Source organism: Novosphingobium sp. (genome assembly GCF_031417815.1).
Taxonomy (GTDB): domain Bacteria; phylum Pseudomonadota; class Alphaproteobacteria; order Sphingomonadales; family Sphingomonadaceae; genus Novosphingobium.
In genome coordinates this window covers 26346-43292 of sequence record NZ_JANOWI010000017.1, presented here as the reverse complement: position 1 = coordinate 43292, position 16947 = coordinate 26346, and the positions used below count along the sequence as shown (strand labels likewise).

Annotated in this window: 15 protein-coding genes; 9 read left to right on the top strand and 6 right to left on the bottom strand. The window is 64.0% G+C overall.

The genetic code is table 11. From position 1 onward, the window contains the following. The first annotated feature begins 3 nt into the window (after positions 1-3). Positions 4-660 carry a guanylate kinase gene (gene gmk, locus RMN99_RS04245; RefSeq protein WP_309622049.1) on the top strand — a complete coding sequence of 219 codons (657 nt, stop codon included), beginning with the start codon at positions 4-6 and terminating at the stop codon, positions 658-660. Here gmk and RMN99_RS04240 read toward each other — a convergent pair. From RMN99_RS04240 to RMN99_RS04225, 4 genes are all read right to left on the bottom strand, one after another. After that, positions 657-1532 (bottom strand): SMP-30/gluconolactonase/LRE family protein, encoded by an 876-nt coding sequence (locus tag RMN99_RS04240; protein ID WP_309622048.1) that lies wholly within the window; start codon positions 1530-1532, stop codon positions 657-659. The genes gmk and RMN99_RS04240 overlap by 4 nt on opposite strands. Positions 1533-1534: 2 nt before the next feature. Further along, a complete protein-coding gene (locus tag RMN99_RS04235) occupies positions 1535-2350 on the bottom strand; it encodes an SDR family NAD(P)-dependent oxidoreductase (protein WP_309622047.1) in 816 nt (271 codons plus the stop codon). Between the two features lie 125 nt (positions 2351-2475). Then, positions 2476-3615 (bottom strand): acyl-CoA dehydrogenase, encoded by a 1140-nt coding sequence (locus RMN99_RS04230; RefSeq protein ID WP_309622046.1) that lies wholly within the window; start codon positions 3613-3615, stop codon positions 2476-2478. A gap of 119 nt (positions 3616-3734) precedes the next feature. After that, on the bottom strand, positions 3735-4895 hold the full coding sequence (locus RMN99_RS04225; protein ID WP_309622045.1) for an acyl-CoA dehydrogenase family protein: 1161 nt from the start codon (positions 4893-4895) through the stop codon (positions 3735-3737). Positions 4896-5065: 170 nt separating this feature from the next. Between RMN99_RS04225 and RMN99_RS04220 the strand changes: the two genes are divergently transcribed. The 5 genes from RMN99_RS04220 to RMN99_RS04200 all read left to right on the top strand — a co-directional run bounded on the left by RMN99_RS04220 (position 5066) and on the right by RMN99_RS04200 (position 11126). Further along, positions 5066-5920 carry an SDR family NAD(P)-dependent oxidoreductase gene (locus tag RMN99_RS04220; RefSeq protein WP_309622044.1) on the top strand — a complete coding sequence of 285 codons (855 nt, stop codon included), beginning with the start codon at positions 5066-5068 and terminating at the stop codon, positions 5918-5920. Further along, on the top strand, positions 5917-7371 hold the full coding sequence (locus RMN99_RS04215; RefSeq protein ID WP_309622043.1) for an MFS transporter: 1455 nt from the start codon (positions 5917-5919) through the stop codon (positions 7369-7371). The genes RMN99_RS04220 and RMN99_RS04215 overlap by 4 nt, the downstream gene beginning before the upstream one ends. 86 nt (positions 7372-7457) lie before the next feature. Next, complete coding sequence (locus tag RMN99_RS04210; RefSeq protein WP_309622042.1) at positions 7458-8741, top strand: acyl-CoA dehydrogenase family protein; 1284 nt, start codon at positions 7458-7460, stop codon at positions 8739-8741. Positions 8742-8858: 117 nt separating this feature from the next. Then, positions 8859-9947 carry a Zn-dependent alcohol dehydrogenase gene (locus RMN99_RS04205; RefSeq protein ID WP_309622041.1) on the top strand — a complete coding sequence of 363 codons (1089 nt, stop codon included), beginning with the start codon at positions 8859-8861 and terminating at the stop codon, positions 9945-9947. A 105-nt stretch (positions 9948-10052) separates the two neighbouring features. Beyond that, complete coding sequence (locus RMN99_RS04200; protein WP_309622040.1) at positions 10053-11126, top strand: phosphotransferase family protein; 1074 nt, start codon at positions 10053-10055, stop codon at positions 11124-11126. Positions 11127-11188: 62 nt separating this feature from the next. Here the strand turns inward: RMN99_RS04200 and RMN99_RS04195 are convergent, their stop codons facing one another. Further along, the gene (locus RMN99_RS04195; protein ID WP_309622039.1) at positions 11189-13585 is read right to left on the bottom strand and encodes a S8 family peptidase; all 2397 of its coding nucleotides are present in this window, start codon (positions 13583-13585) and stop codon (positions 11189-11191) included. A 175-nt stretch (positions 13586-13760) separates the two neighbouring features. On the opposite strand from RMN99_RS04195, the gene dapD reads away from it, so the two are divergent. The 3 genes from dapD (at position 13761) to RMN99_RS04180 (ending at position 15649) form a co-directional block, all read left to right on the top strand. Then, positions 13761-14600, top strand: coding sequence for a 2,3,4,5-tetrahydropyridine-2,6-dicarboxylate N-succinyltransferase (gene dapD / locus RMN99_RS04190; protein ID WP_309622038.1), 840 nt, complete (start codon positions 13761-13763; stop codon positions 14598-14600). Beyond that, positions 14600-15379, top strand: a complete 780-nt coding sequence (locus RMN99_RS04185; protein ID WP_309622037.1) for a glutaminyl-peptide cyclotransferase — start codon at positions 14600-14602, stop codon at positions 15377-15379. Before dapD ends, RMN99_RS04185 begins: the two co-directional genes overlap by 1 nt. A 72-nt stretch (positions 15380-15451) precedes the next feature. Next, positions 15452-15649 (top strand): hypothetical protein, encoded by a 198-nt coding sequence (locus RMN99_RS04180; protein ID WP_309622036.1) that lies wholly within the window; start codon positions 15452-15454, stop codon positions 15647-15649. Positions 15650-15656: 7 nt separating this feature from the next. Here the strand turns inward: RMN99_RS04180 and RMN99_RS04175 are convergent, their stop codons facing one another. After that, positions 15657-16931, bottom strand: a complete 1275-nt coding sequence (locus RMN99_RS04175; protein ID WP_309622035.1) for a dipeptidase — start codon at positions 16929-16931, stop codon at positions 15657-15659. Positions 16932-16947: the final 16 nt, after the last annotated feature.

Genomic DNA, 16947 nt, shown 5'->3' with positions numbered 1-16947 from the left:
CACATGGCCAGTTCAACCAAGCACGCTTCCGGCGATACCCTGCAACGCCGTGGGCTGATGTTCATCCTGTCTTCGCCTTCGGGCGCGGGCAAGACCACGATCAGCCGGATGCTGCTGAGCCGTGATCCGCAGATCAGCCTGTCGGTATCAGCCACCACCCGGCCGATGCGGCCAGGCGAGCAGGACGGGGTGCATTACCACTTCGTGCAGCAAGCGGAATTTGAGCGGATGGTTGATGCCGACGAGTTCTACGAATGGGCCACCGTGTTCGGCCATTCATACGGAACGCCCAAGGCGCAGATCCGCGCGGGGCTGAAGGAAGCCCGCGATTTCCTGTTCGATATCGACTGGCAGGGCACCCAGCAACTTTACCAGAAAGATCAGCAAGACGTCGTCCGGGTGTTCATCCTGCCCCCCAGCATCGATGAATTACGCCGCCGCCTGACCGAGCGGGCGACCGACCCTGCCGATGTGATCCAGGCACGGATGGAGCGCGCCCGCGCCGAGATCAGCCACTGGGACGGCTATGACTATGTGGTGGTCAACGATGATGTCGAGACCTGCTATGATCAGGTCTGCGAAATCCTCCACGCCGAACGCCGCAAACGCGCCCGCCAGACCGGGCTGATCGGGTTCGTGCGCGAACTGATGAAGGATTAGGGGCGGCCGGCGGCCCGCACGCTGACCTCGCTGACCATGACCATGCCTTTGGCTGCCTTGGCCGCGTCAGGCGGGGCAACCAGCATGAACAGGTGCCGGCCGGCGGGCCCACCCAGCATGCAGGCATAGCAATTGAGATTGCCGGTCGCGACGGTATCGAGCACTTCACCGCCCGGGGCGATCAGTGCGCATTCGGGCGCCGCCGGGTTGGCAATCCAGACCGCGCCCGAGGCATCGAGACAGATCCCGTCAGGCAGGCGCGGGGCGAGGGGGGCCCAGACGCGGCGGCCCGTCAGGCTGCCGTCCGCGCCGATATCCAGCGCGGTGAGCTGCTGGCCGAACGTTTCGGCCAGAATCAGGGTGCCGCCATCGGGCGTGATTACCATCCCGTTGGGAAAGCCAAAGCGCTCGCCCGAAGCGGCATCGCTGACCGTGCCGTCGGGCTGGACCAGCGCCAACATCGTGACCGGGTGATCGGCAATCACGCCCGCCGGGCCGCGTTCCTGCATCGCAGCGTCAAGATCGAACCCGAAGTTGCCGACATAGGCCCGCCCCGCTGCATCGACCACCATGTCGTTGCACAAGTGCGCCGAATGATCGGCAAGGTCAGCGTGAATTTCAAAGCGTCCATCGGGCCAGCGCCGCCAGACCTGACGCAGTTCCATCCGCACCACCAGCAGCGAGCCATCGGGCATCCAGCCGAGGCCCGAGGGCTGCCCATCAAGCTCCAGTTCGGTGCGCAGGTCGCCGTCCAGCCCGACCGAAGCCACCCGGTGCGCGTAAAAGTCCGAAAACCACAGCCGCTCCTCATGCCAGCGGGGGCCTTCGCCAAAATAGATCCCTTCGGCGAGAATCTGCGCCGCCCCGGCCATGTTCAGTGCCCCGAAGGATCGTTGTAATCGGTCGGGATCCAGGCGTTGACGATGCCGCCATCGATCGGGATCGTGGTGCCGACCACATAGTCGCCCGCGCGGCTGGCAAGATAGATCGCACCGCCAGCGATGTCTTCGGCCACTCCCACGCGGGCATAGGGGATGCCCTTGGCGCTGCCTTCGGGGTTGCGTGCGGCGGCCTTGTTCATCTCGCTCGGATAGGCCCCCGGTGCGATGCAGGTCGCGACGATATTGTCCTTGATCAGCCGTGCTGCCATCCGCTTGGTCAGGTGGATCACCGCCGCCTTGCTGGCTTGATAGCTGTAGGTTTCCCACGGATTGGGGCGCAGCCCATCGATCGAGGCGATGTTGATCACCTTGGCCGGGCGATCGAACGATCCGGCCGCCTTGAGCAGCGGGAACAGCTTCTGGGTCAGGAAGAACAGCGATTTGACGTTGAGGTCCATCACTTTGTCCCAGCCCACTTCGGGAAAGCTTTCAAAGTCTCCGCCCCACGCCGCCCCGGCATTGTTGATCAGGACATCGAGTTTGCTCTCGCGTGCAGCCAGGTCTTCGGCCAGCTTTTTGATATCGTCCATCTGCGAAAGATCGCCGGGCAGGCCGATCACCTTGCCGGGATACTGCGCGTTGAATTCGGCTTCGGTTTCGGCCAGCTGCTCGCGCTTGCGGGCGGTGATGTAGACCCGCTCGCACCCCGCAGCGAGGAAGCCTTCGAGCAGCATCTTGCCGATCCCGCGGCTGCCACCGGTGATCAGGGCAACCTTGCCTTCAAGACTGAACAGTTTGGTGAAATCCATTGTTTCTCTCCTTCTCCCCTCCCGCTTGCGGGAGGGGCCGGGGGTGGGTCAGTCGCGGCAGGCGCTGTGCATGGACTAACACACCCACCCCTAACCCCTCCCGCAAGCGGGAGGGGGATTCCAGTTCAGTACCCGCTCAATTTCGCCACGCGGTCGGCATGGTAGTACACATCGCCCATGAACTCGGCCAAGGCCCGATCACGCTTCATGTAGAGGCCGATGTCGTATTCGTCGGTCATCCCGATCCCGCCGTGCATCTGCACGCCCTCCTTGACCGCGAGGCCGGCCACCTTGTCGGCCTTGGCCTTGGCCACCGAGACCATCAGATCGGCCTTTTCGCTGCCGGCATCAAGCAGTTGCTGCGCCTTTATCACCGCAGCGCGGGCAATCTCAAGCTCGGAATAGAGGTGCGAGGCGCGGTGCTGCAGCGCCTGGAAGCTGCCGATCAATTCGCCGAATTGCTTGCGCTGCTTGAGGTAGGTGGCGGTCATGTCGAACGAACCCTGCGCCACCCCGACGCTTTCCGCCGCCGCGCCGATCCGGCCTGCGCGGACCACCTTGTTCAGAACGTCGCGCCCGCCATCGACTTCGCCGATCACCGCATCGGCATCAAGCTGGACCCCGTCGAGCTTGATGTGGGCGGACATCGAACTGTCAACCAGTCGGGCGTTTTCGAGACTGACGCCCGCTGAGTCGTTGGGCACTGCAAACAGCGTGATACCGGCATCATCGTCATCCGATCCGGACGTGCGCGCGGCAACCACCAGCATGTCAGCCGATCCACCCTGGATTACAAACGTCTTGGCCCCGGTCAGCTTGAAGCCATTCCCGGCGCGTTCCGCTTTGGTGGTGATCCGTTCAGGACGATGCTTGGGGCCCTCATCGATCGCTACGGCGAAGACACTATCGCCGGTCAGCAGCCCCGGCAGATAGCGGCCCTTGAGCTCGTCCGAAGCGGCGCCAAGCGCGGTGGCCGCCATCACCGAACTGGTCAGAAACGGCGAAGGCGTCAGGTTGCGGCCGATTTCTTCCAGCACGATCCCGGCTTCGACATGGCCCATGCCCAGCCCGCCATCGGCCTCGTCCACCAGCATCCCTGTAAAGCCCAGTTCGGCGAACTGCTTCCACAGTGCGTGTCCGAAACCGTCCTTGCAATCGATGTCGCGGAAATGGCGCAGCTGTTTGGCGGTGTTGCCTTCAGCGGCCATGAAGCCGCGCGCGGTGTCAGCCAGCATGGCCTGATCTTCTGTGTGATACAGCGGCATTCGGTCTCTCCAGTCCCCCGCCCGCTTGCGGGAGGGGTTAGGGGTGGGTCAGTCAGGGTGGGCGAATTGGCCTACTGGCCCACCCCCGGCCCCTCCCGCAAACGGGAGGGGAGAAGCGCTTACGCTCCCGGCAAATCCAGGATGCGTTTGGAAATCACGTTGAGCATCACCTCGCTGGTGCCACCCTCGATCGAATTGGCCTTGGTTCGCAGCCAGCTACGCGCCCTGCCGCCGTGGTTTGATGCTTCGCTGTCCCATTCGAGCGCAGCGCTGCCGCCGGCCGCCATCAGCAATTCATGGCGGCGCTTGTTAAGCTCGGTCCCGGCGTATTTCATCATGTTGGGCTGGGCGGGGTGCGCCTTGCCGACCTTGATTTCATCGAGGAACTTCTCGCCCATCGCGCTGAACGCCAGCGCATCGACATCGAACATCGCCAGCTCAGCACGCAGCAGCGGGTCCTCCAGACCATTTCGCTTGGCAAAGGCACCGATGGTATTGAGCCGGTCATTGCCGCCCGCACCCGAGATCATCTCGCGTTCGTGGCCGAGCAGATACTTGGCCACGTCCCAACCGCGGTTGAGTTCGCCCACAATCTGCTGCTTGGGCACCGAAACACTGTCGAAGAAGGTTTCGCAGAACGGCGAATTGCCGCTGATCAGCAGGATCGGCTTGGTCGAAACGCCTGTGCTTTCCATGTCGAACAGCAGGAACGAGATGCCCTGATATTTGTTCGTCTTATCGGTACGGACCAGGCAAAAGATCCAGTCAGCCTTGTCAGCATAGGAGGTCCAGATCTTGCTGCCGCTCACGGCCCAGTGATCGCCCTTGTCTTCGCCGTAGGTCTGCAACGAGACGAGGTCCGAGCCCGAGCCGGGTTCCGAATAGCCCTGGCACCAGCGGATTTCGCCGCGCGCGATCTGGCCCAGATAATGGACCTTCTGCTCCTCGGTCCCGAACTTGAGCAGCGCCGGGCCGAGCATCCAGATCCCGAAGCTGGACAGCGGCGGGCGCGCACCGATGCGGTTCATTTCCTCGCGCCAGACCTTGGCCTGCGCGGCGTCGAGCCCGGCCCCGCCATAGGGTTTGGGCCAATCAGGAACGGTATAGCCCTTGGCCGCGCAGCGCGTCAGCCACAATTTCTGCGCCTCGTTCTTGAACGTGAACTTGCGCCCGCCCCAGCAGACGTCGTCTTCGTCCTTCACCGGCTCACGCATTTCGGGCGGGCAGTTCGCTTCGAGCCAGGTGCGGATTTCCTGACGAAAATTCTCAAGCTCGGACATAATCTTCCTCTCGCTTCTTAACCGCTAGGTTAAAGCCAGTTTGCCGCTGTGCGCAAGCGCGGATTTCAGCCATTTGCAAACAATGCAGAATGCCGTAGCGTCAGCGCCCGAGCGTTGACCGCGCCGCTTCGATCTGCAAATCTCGAATAAACGGTATGGAGAGAGACACAATGCGATTCTCTGGCAAGGCAGTGGTCATTACGGGTGCGGCATCGGGCATCGGGCGCGCCGCGGCGTTGCTGTTCGCGCGCGAGGGGGCAACCGTCTTTGCCGCCGACCTCAACCTGGCCGGGGCCGAAGCTGTCGCGCGTGAGGGTGACAACATCATCCCGGTGGCCTGCGATGTCTGCGATGTCGCCCAGATCAAGGCGCTGATGGATCACGCCGCGGGGACCTGCGGCGGGATCGACATTTTGTTCAACAACGCGGGTGCGGGCGGTGACCGCGCGCCAATCGACGAGATCGAGCCTGAGGGCTGGGACCGCACCTTCCACCTGCTGCTGCGCTCGGTGGCGATGGGGATTCGCTATGCCGCGCCGCACATGAAGCACCGCAAGGGCGCCTCGGTGGTCAACACCTCCAGCGTCGCCGCGGTCGGTCCGGGCTATTCGCCGACTGCCTATGCCGTGGCCAAGGCCGGGGTGCTGCACCTGACCAAGTGTGCGGCGACCGATCTGGCCAAATACGGCATCCGGGTGAACGCGGTGCAACCCGGTTTCATCAACACCAACATCTTCACCACCAGCCTCGACGTCCCGGACGAAATGGTTGACCAGGCCAAGGCCTTCATCAAGCAGATGTCTTCCAACGCCCAGCCGGTGGCACGCAGCGGCATGCCCGATGATATTGCCAATGCCGTGGCGTTCCTGTGCAGCGAGGATGCCAGCTTCATGACCGGTGCCTCGTTGATCGTCGATGGCGGGATCACGGTCGGTCCGCGCCATAGCTGGGATCCCGAAGCGCCGGGGATGTTCGATGCGCTGCTGGCGATGGAGGAGCAGGCCAAGGCGGCCGCAGCGAAATGACGGCCCGCAGTTTTATCCCTGCGGCAGAGCGATTGCCGCTGCGCATCAAGCTGGGCAACGGCGTCGGATCGATTGCCTATGGCGTCAAAGACAATGGCTTCGCGGTGCTGTTGTTGCTGTTCTACAGCCAGGTGTTGGGCCTCGAAGCACGGCTGGTCGGGCTGGTGCTGCTGGTTGCGCTGTTGCTTGATGCCTTGATCGACCCGCTGGTCGGCTATTGGAGTGACAAGACTCACAGCAAATGGGGCAAGCGGCACCCGTGGATGTATGGGGCGATCCTGCCGATGGCGGCAGCCTGGGTGATGCTGTGGCACCCGCCCGCGATTCGTTCGGACTGGCTCTATGGCTATCTGCTGCTGTTTGCATTCCTGATGCGCGCGGCGGTGTCGTGCTATGAAATCCCGTCGCTTTCGGTGGTTCCAGGGCTCACCAGCGACTATGATGAGCGAACCTCGGTTACCCGGTGGCGTTTCATCTTCGCCTGGGCGGGCGGGCTGGCCATGCTGATGCTGGCGTTCGGCGTGTTCCTCGTCCCGTCGCCGCGCTATCCGGTGGGACAGCTCAATCTCGACGGATACGGCTATTATGGCTGGACCGGGGGCGCGCTGATGGCGCTCGCCGCGCTGATCGCAGCCTTGACCACTCACAAGCGCATCGCCCGGCTGGAAAGCGTTCCGCCGGTGCATTTGCCACTGGGCCAGACGATCCGCAAAATCGGCCGGACGCTGGCCAACCACGCGTTCCTGGTGCTGCTGGCCACCACCTTGCTGAACTATGTCAACGTGGGCATGACGTTCTCGGCGACGACTTACATCATGACCTATTATTGGGAAATGCCGCAGGCCGGCTTTCTGGCCTATTCCGTGTCGCTGTTCGTGGGGGTGATCGGCGCGTTCCTGCTGATCGGATTCCTGCAAAGCCGGATCGAAAAGCGGGTCGGCGCGGTTGCCTGCATGCTGGTATCGCTGGCGTTCGGCCTCACACCCTACCTGCTGCGCTTTGCCGGCTGGTTTCCCGAGAACAACCAGCCGCTGCTTATTCCGCTGCTGTTTACGCTGATAACAATTTCGAACGGGATGGCGGTCGCCGGCGGCATGCTGACCCAGTCGATGGGCGCAGACATCATCGAGGCATCGCAGGAACGGACCGGAGAGCGGACCGAAGGGCTGTTCTTTTCGGCCTATTTCTTCACCCAGAAATGCGCGACCGGGGTTGGCATATTCCTGGCTGGCACGATCATCAGTGCGTCCGGGTTTCCAGCCAAAGCCCGACCCGGCGACGTGCCGTTGGCGGTTCTGGACCAGTTCGCATTCTATTTTGTCATCGCGGTTGCCGCGATCAGCTTGCTGGCGATCGCTGCAATATCGCGCTTTCCGATTACGCGCGCCGATCACGAACGGCGCATCGCCAATTTGGCAGCTTCCGGTCAAACCGGCAGCGGCCCTCCTTAACCGCGCGATTAATACCCCTTGGCGCGGGCCAGACCTCGTGGCAGGGAAGCTTATGAGAATCGACAGTATCGTTGAAAGGATGACCCATGGATTTCGACCCCACCGAACGGCAAGTCTACTGGCGCGACCGCGTCCGTGACTTCATCGAAGCCAACGTCCGCCCCCGCCAGGGTGATTACAAGAAGCAGGACGCCGAAGGCGGGCGCTGGAAAGTGCTTCAGGTGGTCGAAGACGAAAAGGCCAGGGCCAAGGCCGCCGGCATCTGGAACCTGTTCATGCCGCCGCAGATGGGCCGCAGCCATGTCGACGATAGCTTTGAATTCGACGGCCCGGGCCTGACCAACCTTGAATATGCGCTTTGCGCCGAGGAAATGGGCCGCGTCGGCTTTGCCTCCGAAGTGTTCAACTGCTCGGCGCCCGATACCGGCAACATGGAAGTGTTCCATCGCTATGGCACCCGCGAGCAGAAGGAAAAGTGGCTGAACCCGCTGATGAACGGCGAAATCCGTTCGGCCTTCCTGATGACCGAGCCGCAGGTTGCCTCGTCCGACGCGACCAACATCGAATGCTCGATCAAGCGTGAGGGCGATGAATATGTCCTCAACGGCGTCAAGTGGTGGTCGTCAGGCGCGGGCGATCCGCGCTGCAAGATCGCGATCGTGATGGGCAAGACCGATTTCGAAGCCAAGAAGCACGCCCAGCAATCGATGGTGCTGATGGAGCTTGATGCGCCGGGCGTCGAAATCCTCCGCCACCTGCCGGTGTTCGGCTATGACGATGCGCCGCACGGGCACATGGAAATCAAGCTCAACAACGTCCGCATTCCCGCCAGCAACATGCTGCTGGGCGAGGGGCGGGGCTTCGAGATCGCGCAAGGCCGCCTCGGGCCGGGCCGCATCCACCACTGCATGCGCACCATCGGCGTGGCCGAGGAAGCGCTGGCCAAGATGGTCAAGCGCCTCTCCAGCCGCGTCGCGTTCGGCAAGCCGATCAGCACGCACTCGATCTGGGAACAGCGCATCGCCGAAGCCCGCATCGAAATCGAATGCTCGCGGCTCTTGTGCCTCAAGGCTGCCGACATGATGGACAAGGTCGGCAACAAAGCCGCCCAGGCTGAAATCGCGATGATCAAGGTCAAGGCCCCGAACATGGCGCTGAAGATCATCGATGATGCGATCCAGGCCCACGGCGGCGGCGGCGTTTCGGAAGACTTCGGTTTGGCCAAGATGTATGCCGGCCAGCGCACGCTGCGCATCGCCGATGGTCCGGACGAAGTGCACAACCGCTCGATCGCGCGGATCGAAATGGGCAAATATGCCCCGCCGACCGAAGCTGGCATGAGCTCGGGCGAGATGGGCGTTTCGCGGTAATACTGGCGTCGTCCCGGGCTTGACCCGGGACCGCTGGCCTCTGGACGCTGCGCCGGCCTGGTCCGGCCAGCGGTCCCGGTTCGAGTCCGGGACGACGAAATGGGAGTAGGTACAAAAATGAAAGCCGCAGTCCTGATCGAGCCTGGCAAGCCGCTCCAGATCGAGCAGCTCCAGATCAGCAAGCCCGGCCCGCACGAGGTGCTGATCCGCACCGTCGCCTGCGGCCTGTGCCATTCGGACCTGCATTTCATCGAAGGCACCTATCCCCACGCGCTGCCCGCCGTGCCGGGCCACGAAGCCGCCGGGATCGTCGAGGCGGTCGGCAGCGAAGTGCGCACGGTCAAGGTTGGCGATGCGGTCGTGACTTGCCTTTCGGCTTTCTGTGGCCACTGCGAGTTTTGCGTCACCGGCCGCATGGCGCTGTGCCTGGGAGCCGAGACCCGGCGCGCGCCGGGGGCCGAATCGCGGCTGTCGCGCGGTGATGGCAGCCCGGTGGCGCAGATGCTCAACCTCTCGGCCTTTGCCGAAATGATGCTGATCCACGAACACGCCTGCACCGCGATCAATCCTGAAATGCCGCTGGACCGGGCATCTGTGATCGGCTGCGCGGTAACCACCGGGGCGGGCACGATCTTCAACGCCTGTAAGCTGACGCCGGGCGAGACCGTTGCCGTGGTCGGCTGCGGCGGGGTTGGCCTCGCCGCGATCAACGCCGCCAAGATCGCCGGCGCGGGCATGATCATCGCCGCCGACCCGATGCCCGAAAAGCGCGATCTTGCGATCAAGCTGGGCGCAACCCATACGGTCGATGCGCTGGCGCCGGATGCCGCCGCGCAGATCCTCGAAATCACCAAGGGCGGGGTCGATTACGCCGTCGAAGCCGTCGGCCGTCCGGCTTCGGGCGAACTGGCGGTCAAATCGCTGCGCCGCGGCGGCACCGCCACGATCCTGGGGATGATGCCGCTGGGTCATTCGGTCGGGCTTTCCGCAATGGACCTGCTCTCGGGCAAGAAGCTGCAAGGCGCAATCATGGGGATGAACCACTTCCCGGTCGACATGCCGCGGCTGGTCGATTTCTACATGCGCGGTCTGCTCGATCTTGATTCGATCATTGCCGAACGGATTCCGCTGGAGAGGATCAACGAAGGCTTCGAAACGATGAAATCGGGCGCTTCGGCGCGCAGTGTCATCGTGTTTGACAGCTGAATTAAGTCCCCCTCCCGCTTGCGGGAGGGGCTAGGGGTGGGCCCGACCCGCCCTGTGGCCCCCCCCCGACCCCGCCCGCAAGCGGGCGGGGGGACAGTGCAAGAGATGAGCGAAGCCATCAACGCGGATGAAGCCTTTGTCGGCACGGTGGAGCCCGAAGGCGCCGACCGGCTTGACGAAGGTCGGCTGTCTGAATGGATGACCGCCAATGTCGCAGGTTTCGAAGGCCCGCTGCACCTGACCAAGTTCAAAGGCGGGCAATCGAACCCGACCTACAAGGTCGAGGCGAAAAGCGGCAACTACGTGCTGCGACGCAAGCCGTTCGGCCCGCTGCTGCCCAGCGCCCACGCGGTTGACCGTGAATACAAGGTCCAGAACGCACTCAACAAGGGCGGCTTCCCGGCGGCCAGGCAATATGGCCTGTGCACCGACGAAACCGTGGTCGGATCGTGGTTCTACATCATGGACATGGTCGACGGGAAAACGATCTGGGACGGCGCCATGCCCGAGGCCGCGCCCGAATATCGCCGCCAGACCTATCTGGCGATGATCGAGACGCTGGCGCAGTTGCATAACACCGATGTCCAGCAGGTCGGCCTGTCGGACTTTGGCAAACCAGGCAACTATTTCGGCCGGCAGGTCGATCGCTGGACCAAGCAGTACAAGCTCTCCGAAACCGAGCACATGCCCGATATGGAGCGGCTGATCGCATGGCTGCCTGCAACCCTGCCCGAACAGACCCGCACCTCGGTGGTCCACGGCGATTACCGGATCGACAACATGATCTGGGCCAAAGACGAACCCAAAGTGCTCGCGGTGCTCGATTGGGAACTTTCGACGCTGGGCGATCCGCTGGGCGATTTTTCCTATATCTGCATGGCCTATGTCACCGAAAACGGCGGACGCTCGGGGGTGCAGGATCTTGACCGCGCGACGCTCGGCATTCCCGAGCTTGACGAATTGGTCGAACGCTATTGCGCCGCCACGGGCCGCGACTCTATGCCCGACATGAACTGGCTGTTTGCCTACAACTTCTTCCGCCTGGCCGGCATTCTGCAGGGCATCAAGAAGCGCGTGCTGGATGGCACCGCCAGTTCGCCCCATGCCAAGGCCCAGTCCGACCGGGTCCAGCCGCTGATCGACCGCGCAACGCAATTTGCCAAGCTGGCGGGGATGTAGGCTGGGATTGGCTTGGTGCGCTGATCGCCTCCGCGATCAGCTTGGCCTGACCGGCCAACAATCTAGAACTTCCGGCTCCAGCTTACCGCCACGCCCTTGTCGTCCGGGATGGCGGCGTAGTGCCCCGGATCGGTGCGGTAGAACAGGCTGACCATCGCCGAACCGGTCCACAGCGGTGAACGCCAGTTGAGTTCGGCGTCCAGTTCGCGCCCCTGCGGCGCAAGGTCGAGCAGGCTGGTGGCGAAGGTCGGCTGCAAAGTGGCATAGGAATAGGCCACCGGCAGATTGAGCGCGATCCCGCCGCTTTCAACGCGCAGCGGCTGGGCCAGGCGCAGCGACAGGCTGTCAGCCTTGCCGAACACCCCGAGGCGCGTGGCATCGAGCGACCAGGCCGAACTGACCATCCGCCCGCCGGTAACGATCGCACCGGCCCCGCGCGGATAGGTAACGCCGCCGCGCAGCTGTGCCCCCAGCCGCCAGCGTTCGGCCGGCTGCCAGCTGGCTCCGAAATCCACGAACAGACTTTCCGCGCCGCGGCCGTTCAGGCCATCGGTAAAGCGCGCGCCCAGCACCGTGGCGCGTTCATCGAGCAAGCTTGCCCCGGTGGCAAAGTGCCACTTGCCCGCCTGCCGGTCGATGCTGACGCCGAACCGGTCGGCCGCTGCATATTTACGCCGGTCAAGCTGGGTGGCTGCGCTCCAGGCGGGGGCGGCGGTGATGGCGGTGCCGTGCTCGCCGCTGACCGCGAAGCCCCAGCGCCCGGCCTGGTGGCGGAGCGCGAAGCTAAGCAGGTTTTCCTGCCCGAAGCCGGGGTTGTCACCGGGGGCGCGGGCAATCAGAAACGCCGGGCCATCGCGGCCCTGCAGCTGCGAGACGAGCCCATCGGAGCCTTGGGCAAAGCCGAATGCGGCCAGTGCTGCGGGCGAAAGCCGGGCGATGACGCGGCCCGCCAGCACTCTGGCCGCCTGACTGTCGGCGCCGCCATTGCGCAAGGCGCCCTGCCAGGCCATGCGCTGCACCCGGCCCTGATTGTCGACCGAGAACGACATCGACAGCCGCTCGCTGCCCACGGTCACGTTGCGCAGTTCATTGGCCAGCGCTTGGCCCAACCGCGGTTGCACTTCGGCACCGCGGATCAGCGATCCCAGATTGTACTGGTAGGCGCGGTCATAGCCATCGAGCACGATCGCGCTGAGCCCGGCCGCCTTGCCGCGGGCATCGCCCATCGGCGCGGAGGTGATCAGCGTGGTATCGCCCAGCGGAACCGCGACTTTCGAACCCGCCAGACTGGTGGTGCCCTGCGGTGCGAAAGCCTGGGTGATGTTGAGGATCCCGCGCCCATAGAGCGGATCCGTCCCGGCGGCACCGGCATCGGTCGCGGTGCGCAGCAGCAGGTCGACCACTTGCGGCGCGGTCAGATTGGGGAAAGCTTCGCGCAGCAGGGCCACCGCACCCGCGATCTGCGGCGCAGAAAAGCTCGTACCCGAAAAAACATAGACCGAACGCGAGCCATCGGGATTGGTCACGACCTTGAGCGTGCCATTTTCGTAAGTGCAGCACACCCGTTCGCCGCGCGCAGCCAGAAAAGCACTGGCGGCGCTGGTGGTGCCGGCCTTGTTGCTGAAGTCCGAGATCACATTGGCGGAATTGACCGATCCGGCGATGATCACATTGCCGTTGCCGACGCCAAAGATGCCCGCCGCCAGCGGATCGGGATTGGCGGGATCAATCCCGGCCTTGGTCGAATCGCCATCATTGCCGGCCGAAACCACCACCACCACACCATTGTTGGCCGCGTTGATGATCGCTGCGCGCAGCACCGTGTTGGGCGGTGATCCGCCGAGCGAAAGGTTGATAACCTTGGCCCCGGCAGCCACCGCAGCATTGATCCCGGCAGCGATGCTGCTGTCGGAAAAGGTGCAGCCGCCATCGGCCGAAGTATCGGCGCAGGTTCCGACCGAATCGCCCCGGAACATCAGGATGGTGGAATTGAAAGCGATCCCGACGATGCCGGTATTGTCGCGTGCGGCGGCAGCCACCATGGCGACATTGGTGCCGTGATCGCTATCGGGATTGGTCAGGCCGCGGCTGCCCGCAACATCGCGCGATGCAGGATCGATCCGCCCGGCAAATTCGGGGCTGGCGGTATCGATCCCGGTATCGACGATCCCGATCTTTATGCCTTGCCCGGTGACACCCGCCGACCAGGCGGTGATCGCGCCATGCTGCGCGGGGCCGGTCGAGCGGTTGTATTCGCTGGTCTGAAAGGCTGAGGTCGGCGTTGGCGTTGGCGTTGGCGTTGGTGTGGGCGCAGGGGTCGGGGTCGGTGTGGGGGTTGGCGCGGGTGCCGGGGGCGGCGCAGGCGCGGGCGTGCTGCCCACTCCGCCGCCGCCGCCGCAAGCAACCAGTGCAAACGACAGCGCGGCCACCACCAGATGGAGCCTCGGCTCGAAAACCATCGACTTGGACACTTGCGCAACCCCGATCCGGCGGGCCAAACCAGGTGGGCCCATGATGTCAGTTGCTACACTGTGCCATACGAATGCTTAACCGCATATTTCTGCCGGGGTCCCACGCAGGCGCTTGCCCCGCATCGCCGGGCCGGATAATCGCCGCGCTACAAGGAGATTTTCGATGACTGACCAGCTTGCCGCCGCAATCGACCGGGCCTGGGAAAACCGTGACAGCGTGACCCCGGCCAGCAGCGATGTGCGCGAAGTCGTCGAAGCGGCGCTCGAGCTGCTCGATACGGGCCGCGCACGCGTGGCCGAGCCGGATGGGCAGGGCGGCTGGCTGGTCAATCAGTGGCTCAAGAAGGCCGTGCTGCTGAGCTTCCGGCTGAACGACAACGTGGTTGTCGAGCATGGTGCAGCGGGCGCTCCGGCGTTCGACAAGGTGCCGTCCAAGTTCGCCGGGTGGGGCGAAAACCGCTTTCGCGAGGCGGGCTTCCGGATCGTGCCGGGCGCGGTGGTGCGGCGCGGATCGCACATCGGGCGCGGCGTGGTGGTGATGCCCAGCTTCGTCAACATCGGCGCCCATGTCGGCGATGGCACGATGGTCGATACCTGGGCCACGGTCGGCTCTTGCGCGCAGATCGGCAGGAACGTGCACCTGTCGGGCGGGGTCGGGATTGGCGGCGTGCTCGAACCCTTGCAGGCCGGCCCGGTGGTGATCGAGGACAACTGCTTCATCGGCGCGCGCAGCGAAGTGGTTGAAGGGGTGCGCATCTGCGAAGGCGCGGTGCTTTCAATGGGCGTGTTCATCGGCGCTTCGACCAAGATCGTCGATCGCGCCACGGGTGAAGTGCATATCGGTATTGTGCCGCCCTACAGCGTGGTCGTTCCGGGATCGCTGCCGGGCCGGCCACTGCCTGATGGCTCACCGGGTCCCTCGCTCTATTGCGCGGTGATCGTCAAGACGGTCGATGCCCAGACCCGCGCCAAAACGGCTATCAATGAATTGCTGCGCGATTGATGAAGCGGCTGGCCGCCCTGCTGCTGCTGGCGGTGGCTCCGCTGGGCGCGCAGCGCGCGGCCGAAGAGCCGGTTCCGGTGGATGTAGCCGTTGCGGTGCAGCGCTTTCCGCACGATCCTGGCGCTTTCACGCAAGGGCTGTTCATCGATAGGGGCGAACTGTTTGAAAGCACTGGCAAGGTCGGGCGCTCGTCAGTGCGCAAGGTCGATCTGAAAAGCGGCAAGGTGCTGCGCCAGGTTCAGGTGCCCGCGCCCTATTTCGGCGAGGGAATCGCCCCATGGAAAGGCCAGGTGCTCTCATTGACCTGGCAGGATGGCACCGGCTTTCGCTGGGACCGCAAAAGCTTCAAAAAGCTTGGCACGTTCCGCTATCAGGGCGAAGGCTGGGCGCTGACCAGCACCGGCACGCAGCTGGTGATGTCGGACGGCAGCGAAGTGCTGCGTTTCATCGATCCCGCCACATTCGCGGTGCAACGCACCATCAGCGTGACTTTCAAGGGCCAGCCGCTGCGCCAGCTCAACGAGATCGAATGGATCGACGGGCAGCTCTTCGCCAATGTCTGGCAAACCGACTATGCGGTGCGGATCGATCCGGCCAGCGGACGTGTGGTGCGGGTGATCGATCTGGCCGCGTTACACCGCGAAGCGGGCGTTCTGGGGCATGACCAGGTTGCCAACGGCATCGCCTGGGATGCGCACAGCCGCAAGATCTACATGACCGGCAAGGAATGGCCCTGGCTGTTCGAAGTACGGCTGGAGCCTTCCGGACAGCAGTTCTGAACAGGGCGCGGCGGAACCGGCACGCCCGGCGGTGCGTTTAGCCTTCGCACAGCGTTTCGGAAGGCCAAGACAATGCACCGCGAAGGCGAAGAAATTCACATCACCACTACCGAAGCCAAAGGCGGCAACAAGGGTTCGTTCCTGTTTCAGATACTGGTTATCAGTCTTGCCGTGATTGTCGTGGTTTTCGGCGGGCTGTGGCTGTTCGGTTCGGCCACATCGACCAACACCGGCGGCCCGGTGACGATCCCCACGGTAACGGCGACCTGAAGACCGGTCAGAAGGTCGTCGGGTTTTCGAACGGCGCATCGCCGCGCCGCGACCGGGCATAGGCTTCGGCAGCCTTGAGCACGCGCAACATGTTGCGGCTGGCAAGTTTCTCCAGATCCGCCTGGCTCCACCCGCGCCGCGCCAGTTCGGTGAACAGCGCCGGATAGGCTGCAACGTCTTCCATCCCCACAACAGCCACGTCGATCCCATCAAGATCGCCGCCCAGCCCAACGTGATCGGCGCCGATCCGCTTGGCGATGTAATCGATGTGCGCGGCGACATCGGCAAGCGACCCGCGCGGCATGGGATTGGCCTTGTCCCAATTGGCAAGCGCCGCCTTCGCGCCTTCCGGGTTGCCGCGATAGAGCGCCTTGAAGCGCGCTTCGGCAGCATCACGCTCTGCCGACCACAGCCGTGCTGCCTCGACCACGTAGGGCGGATAGAAGTTGACCATCACGATCCCGCCGTTGGCCTTGATCGCATCGAGTGCCGCATCGGGCACATTGCGCGGATGGTGATTGATCGCGAAGGCGTTCGAATGGCTGACGATCACCGGTGCGCCGGCCACGGCCATCGCATCGAGCATGGTCTTTTCGCTGACATGCGCCAGATCGACCAGCATGCCGATGCGCTGCATTTCGCGCACCACATCCTTGCCGAACGGGGTCAAGCCATTGTGCGCTGGGGCATCGGTGGCGCTATCGGCCCAGGCGGTGTTCTTGAAATGGGTCAGGGTCATATAGCGCGCGCCCAGCACATACATCTGGCGCAGCACGGCCAGGCTGCCGCCGATCGAATGGCCGCCCTCCATCCCGATCAGCGAGGCGATCCTGCCGCTTTTGAACGCCGCTTCGACGCAGGCCGCATCGCCGCAATACTGCAGATCATCCGGATAGCGCGCGATCAGCCGCCGGGTCACGTCGATCTGTTCAAGCGTCGCCTGCACCGCCTGCTGGTCGGTCAAATTGGCCGAGACATAGACCGACCAGAACTGTGCCCCCACCCGGCCTTGCCGCATCCGGCCAATATCGGTCTGCATCGCGCCAATGCCCTTGTCGGAATCGGCGGTGCCGGTGGTGTCGCGGAAATCGAAGTCTCCCAGCACGTCCTTGCGGCGGTCGCGCAGTTGCTCGGGCACATCGTTGTGGCCATCCCACACCGGCGCGGCTGCCAGGGCGGCCGCCGCCACCTGTTCGGGGCTTGGCGCGGGCTTGGCCGGAAGCGATGCCGACAAGGCGAGCAGCGACGCAAGGGTAACGGCAACAAGAGCGGGACGGCGCATCGGCGATCACTTCCAG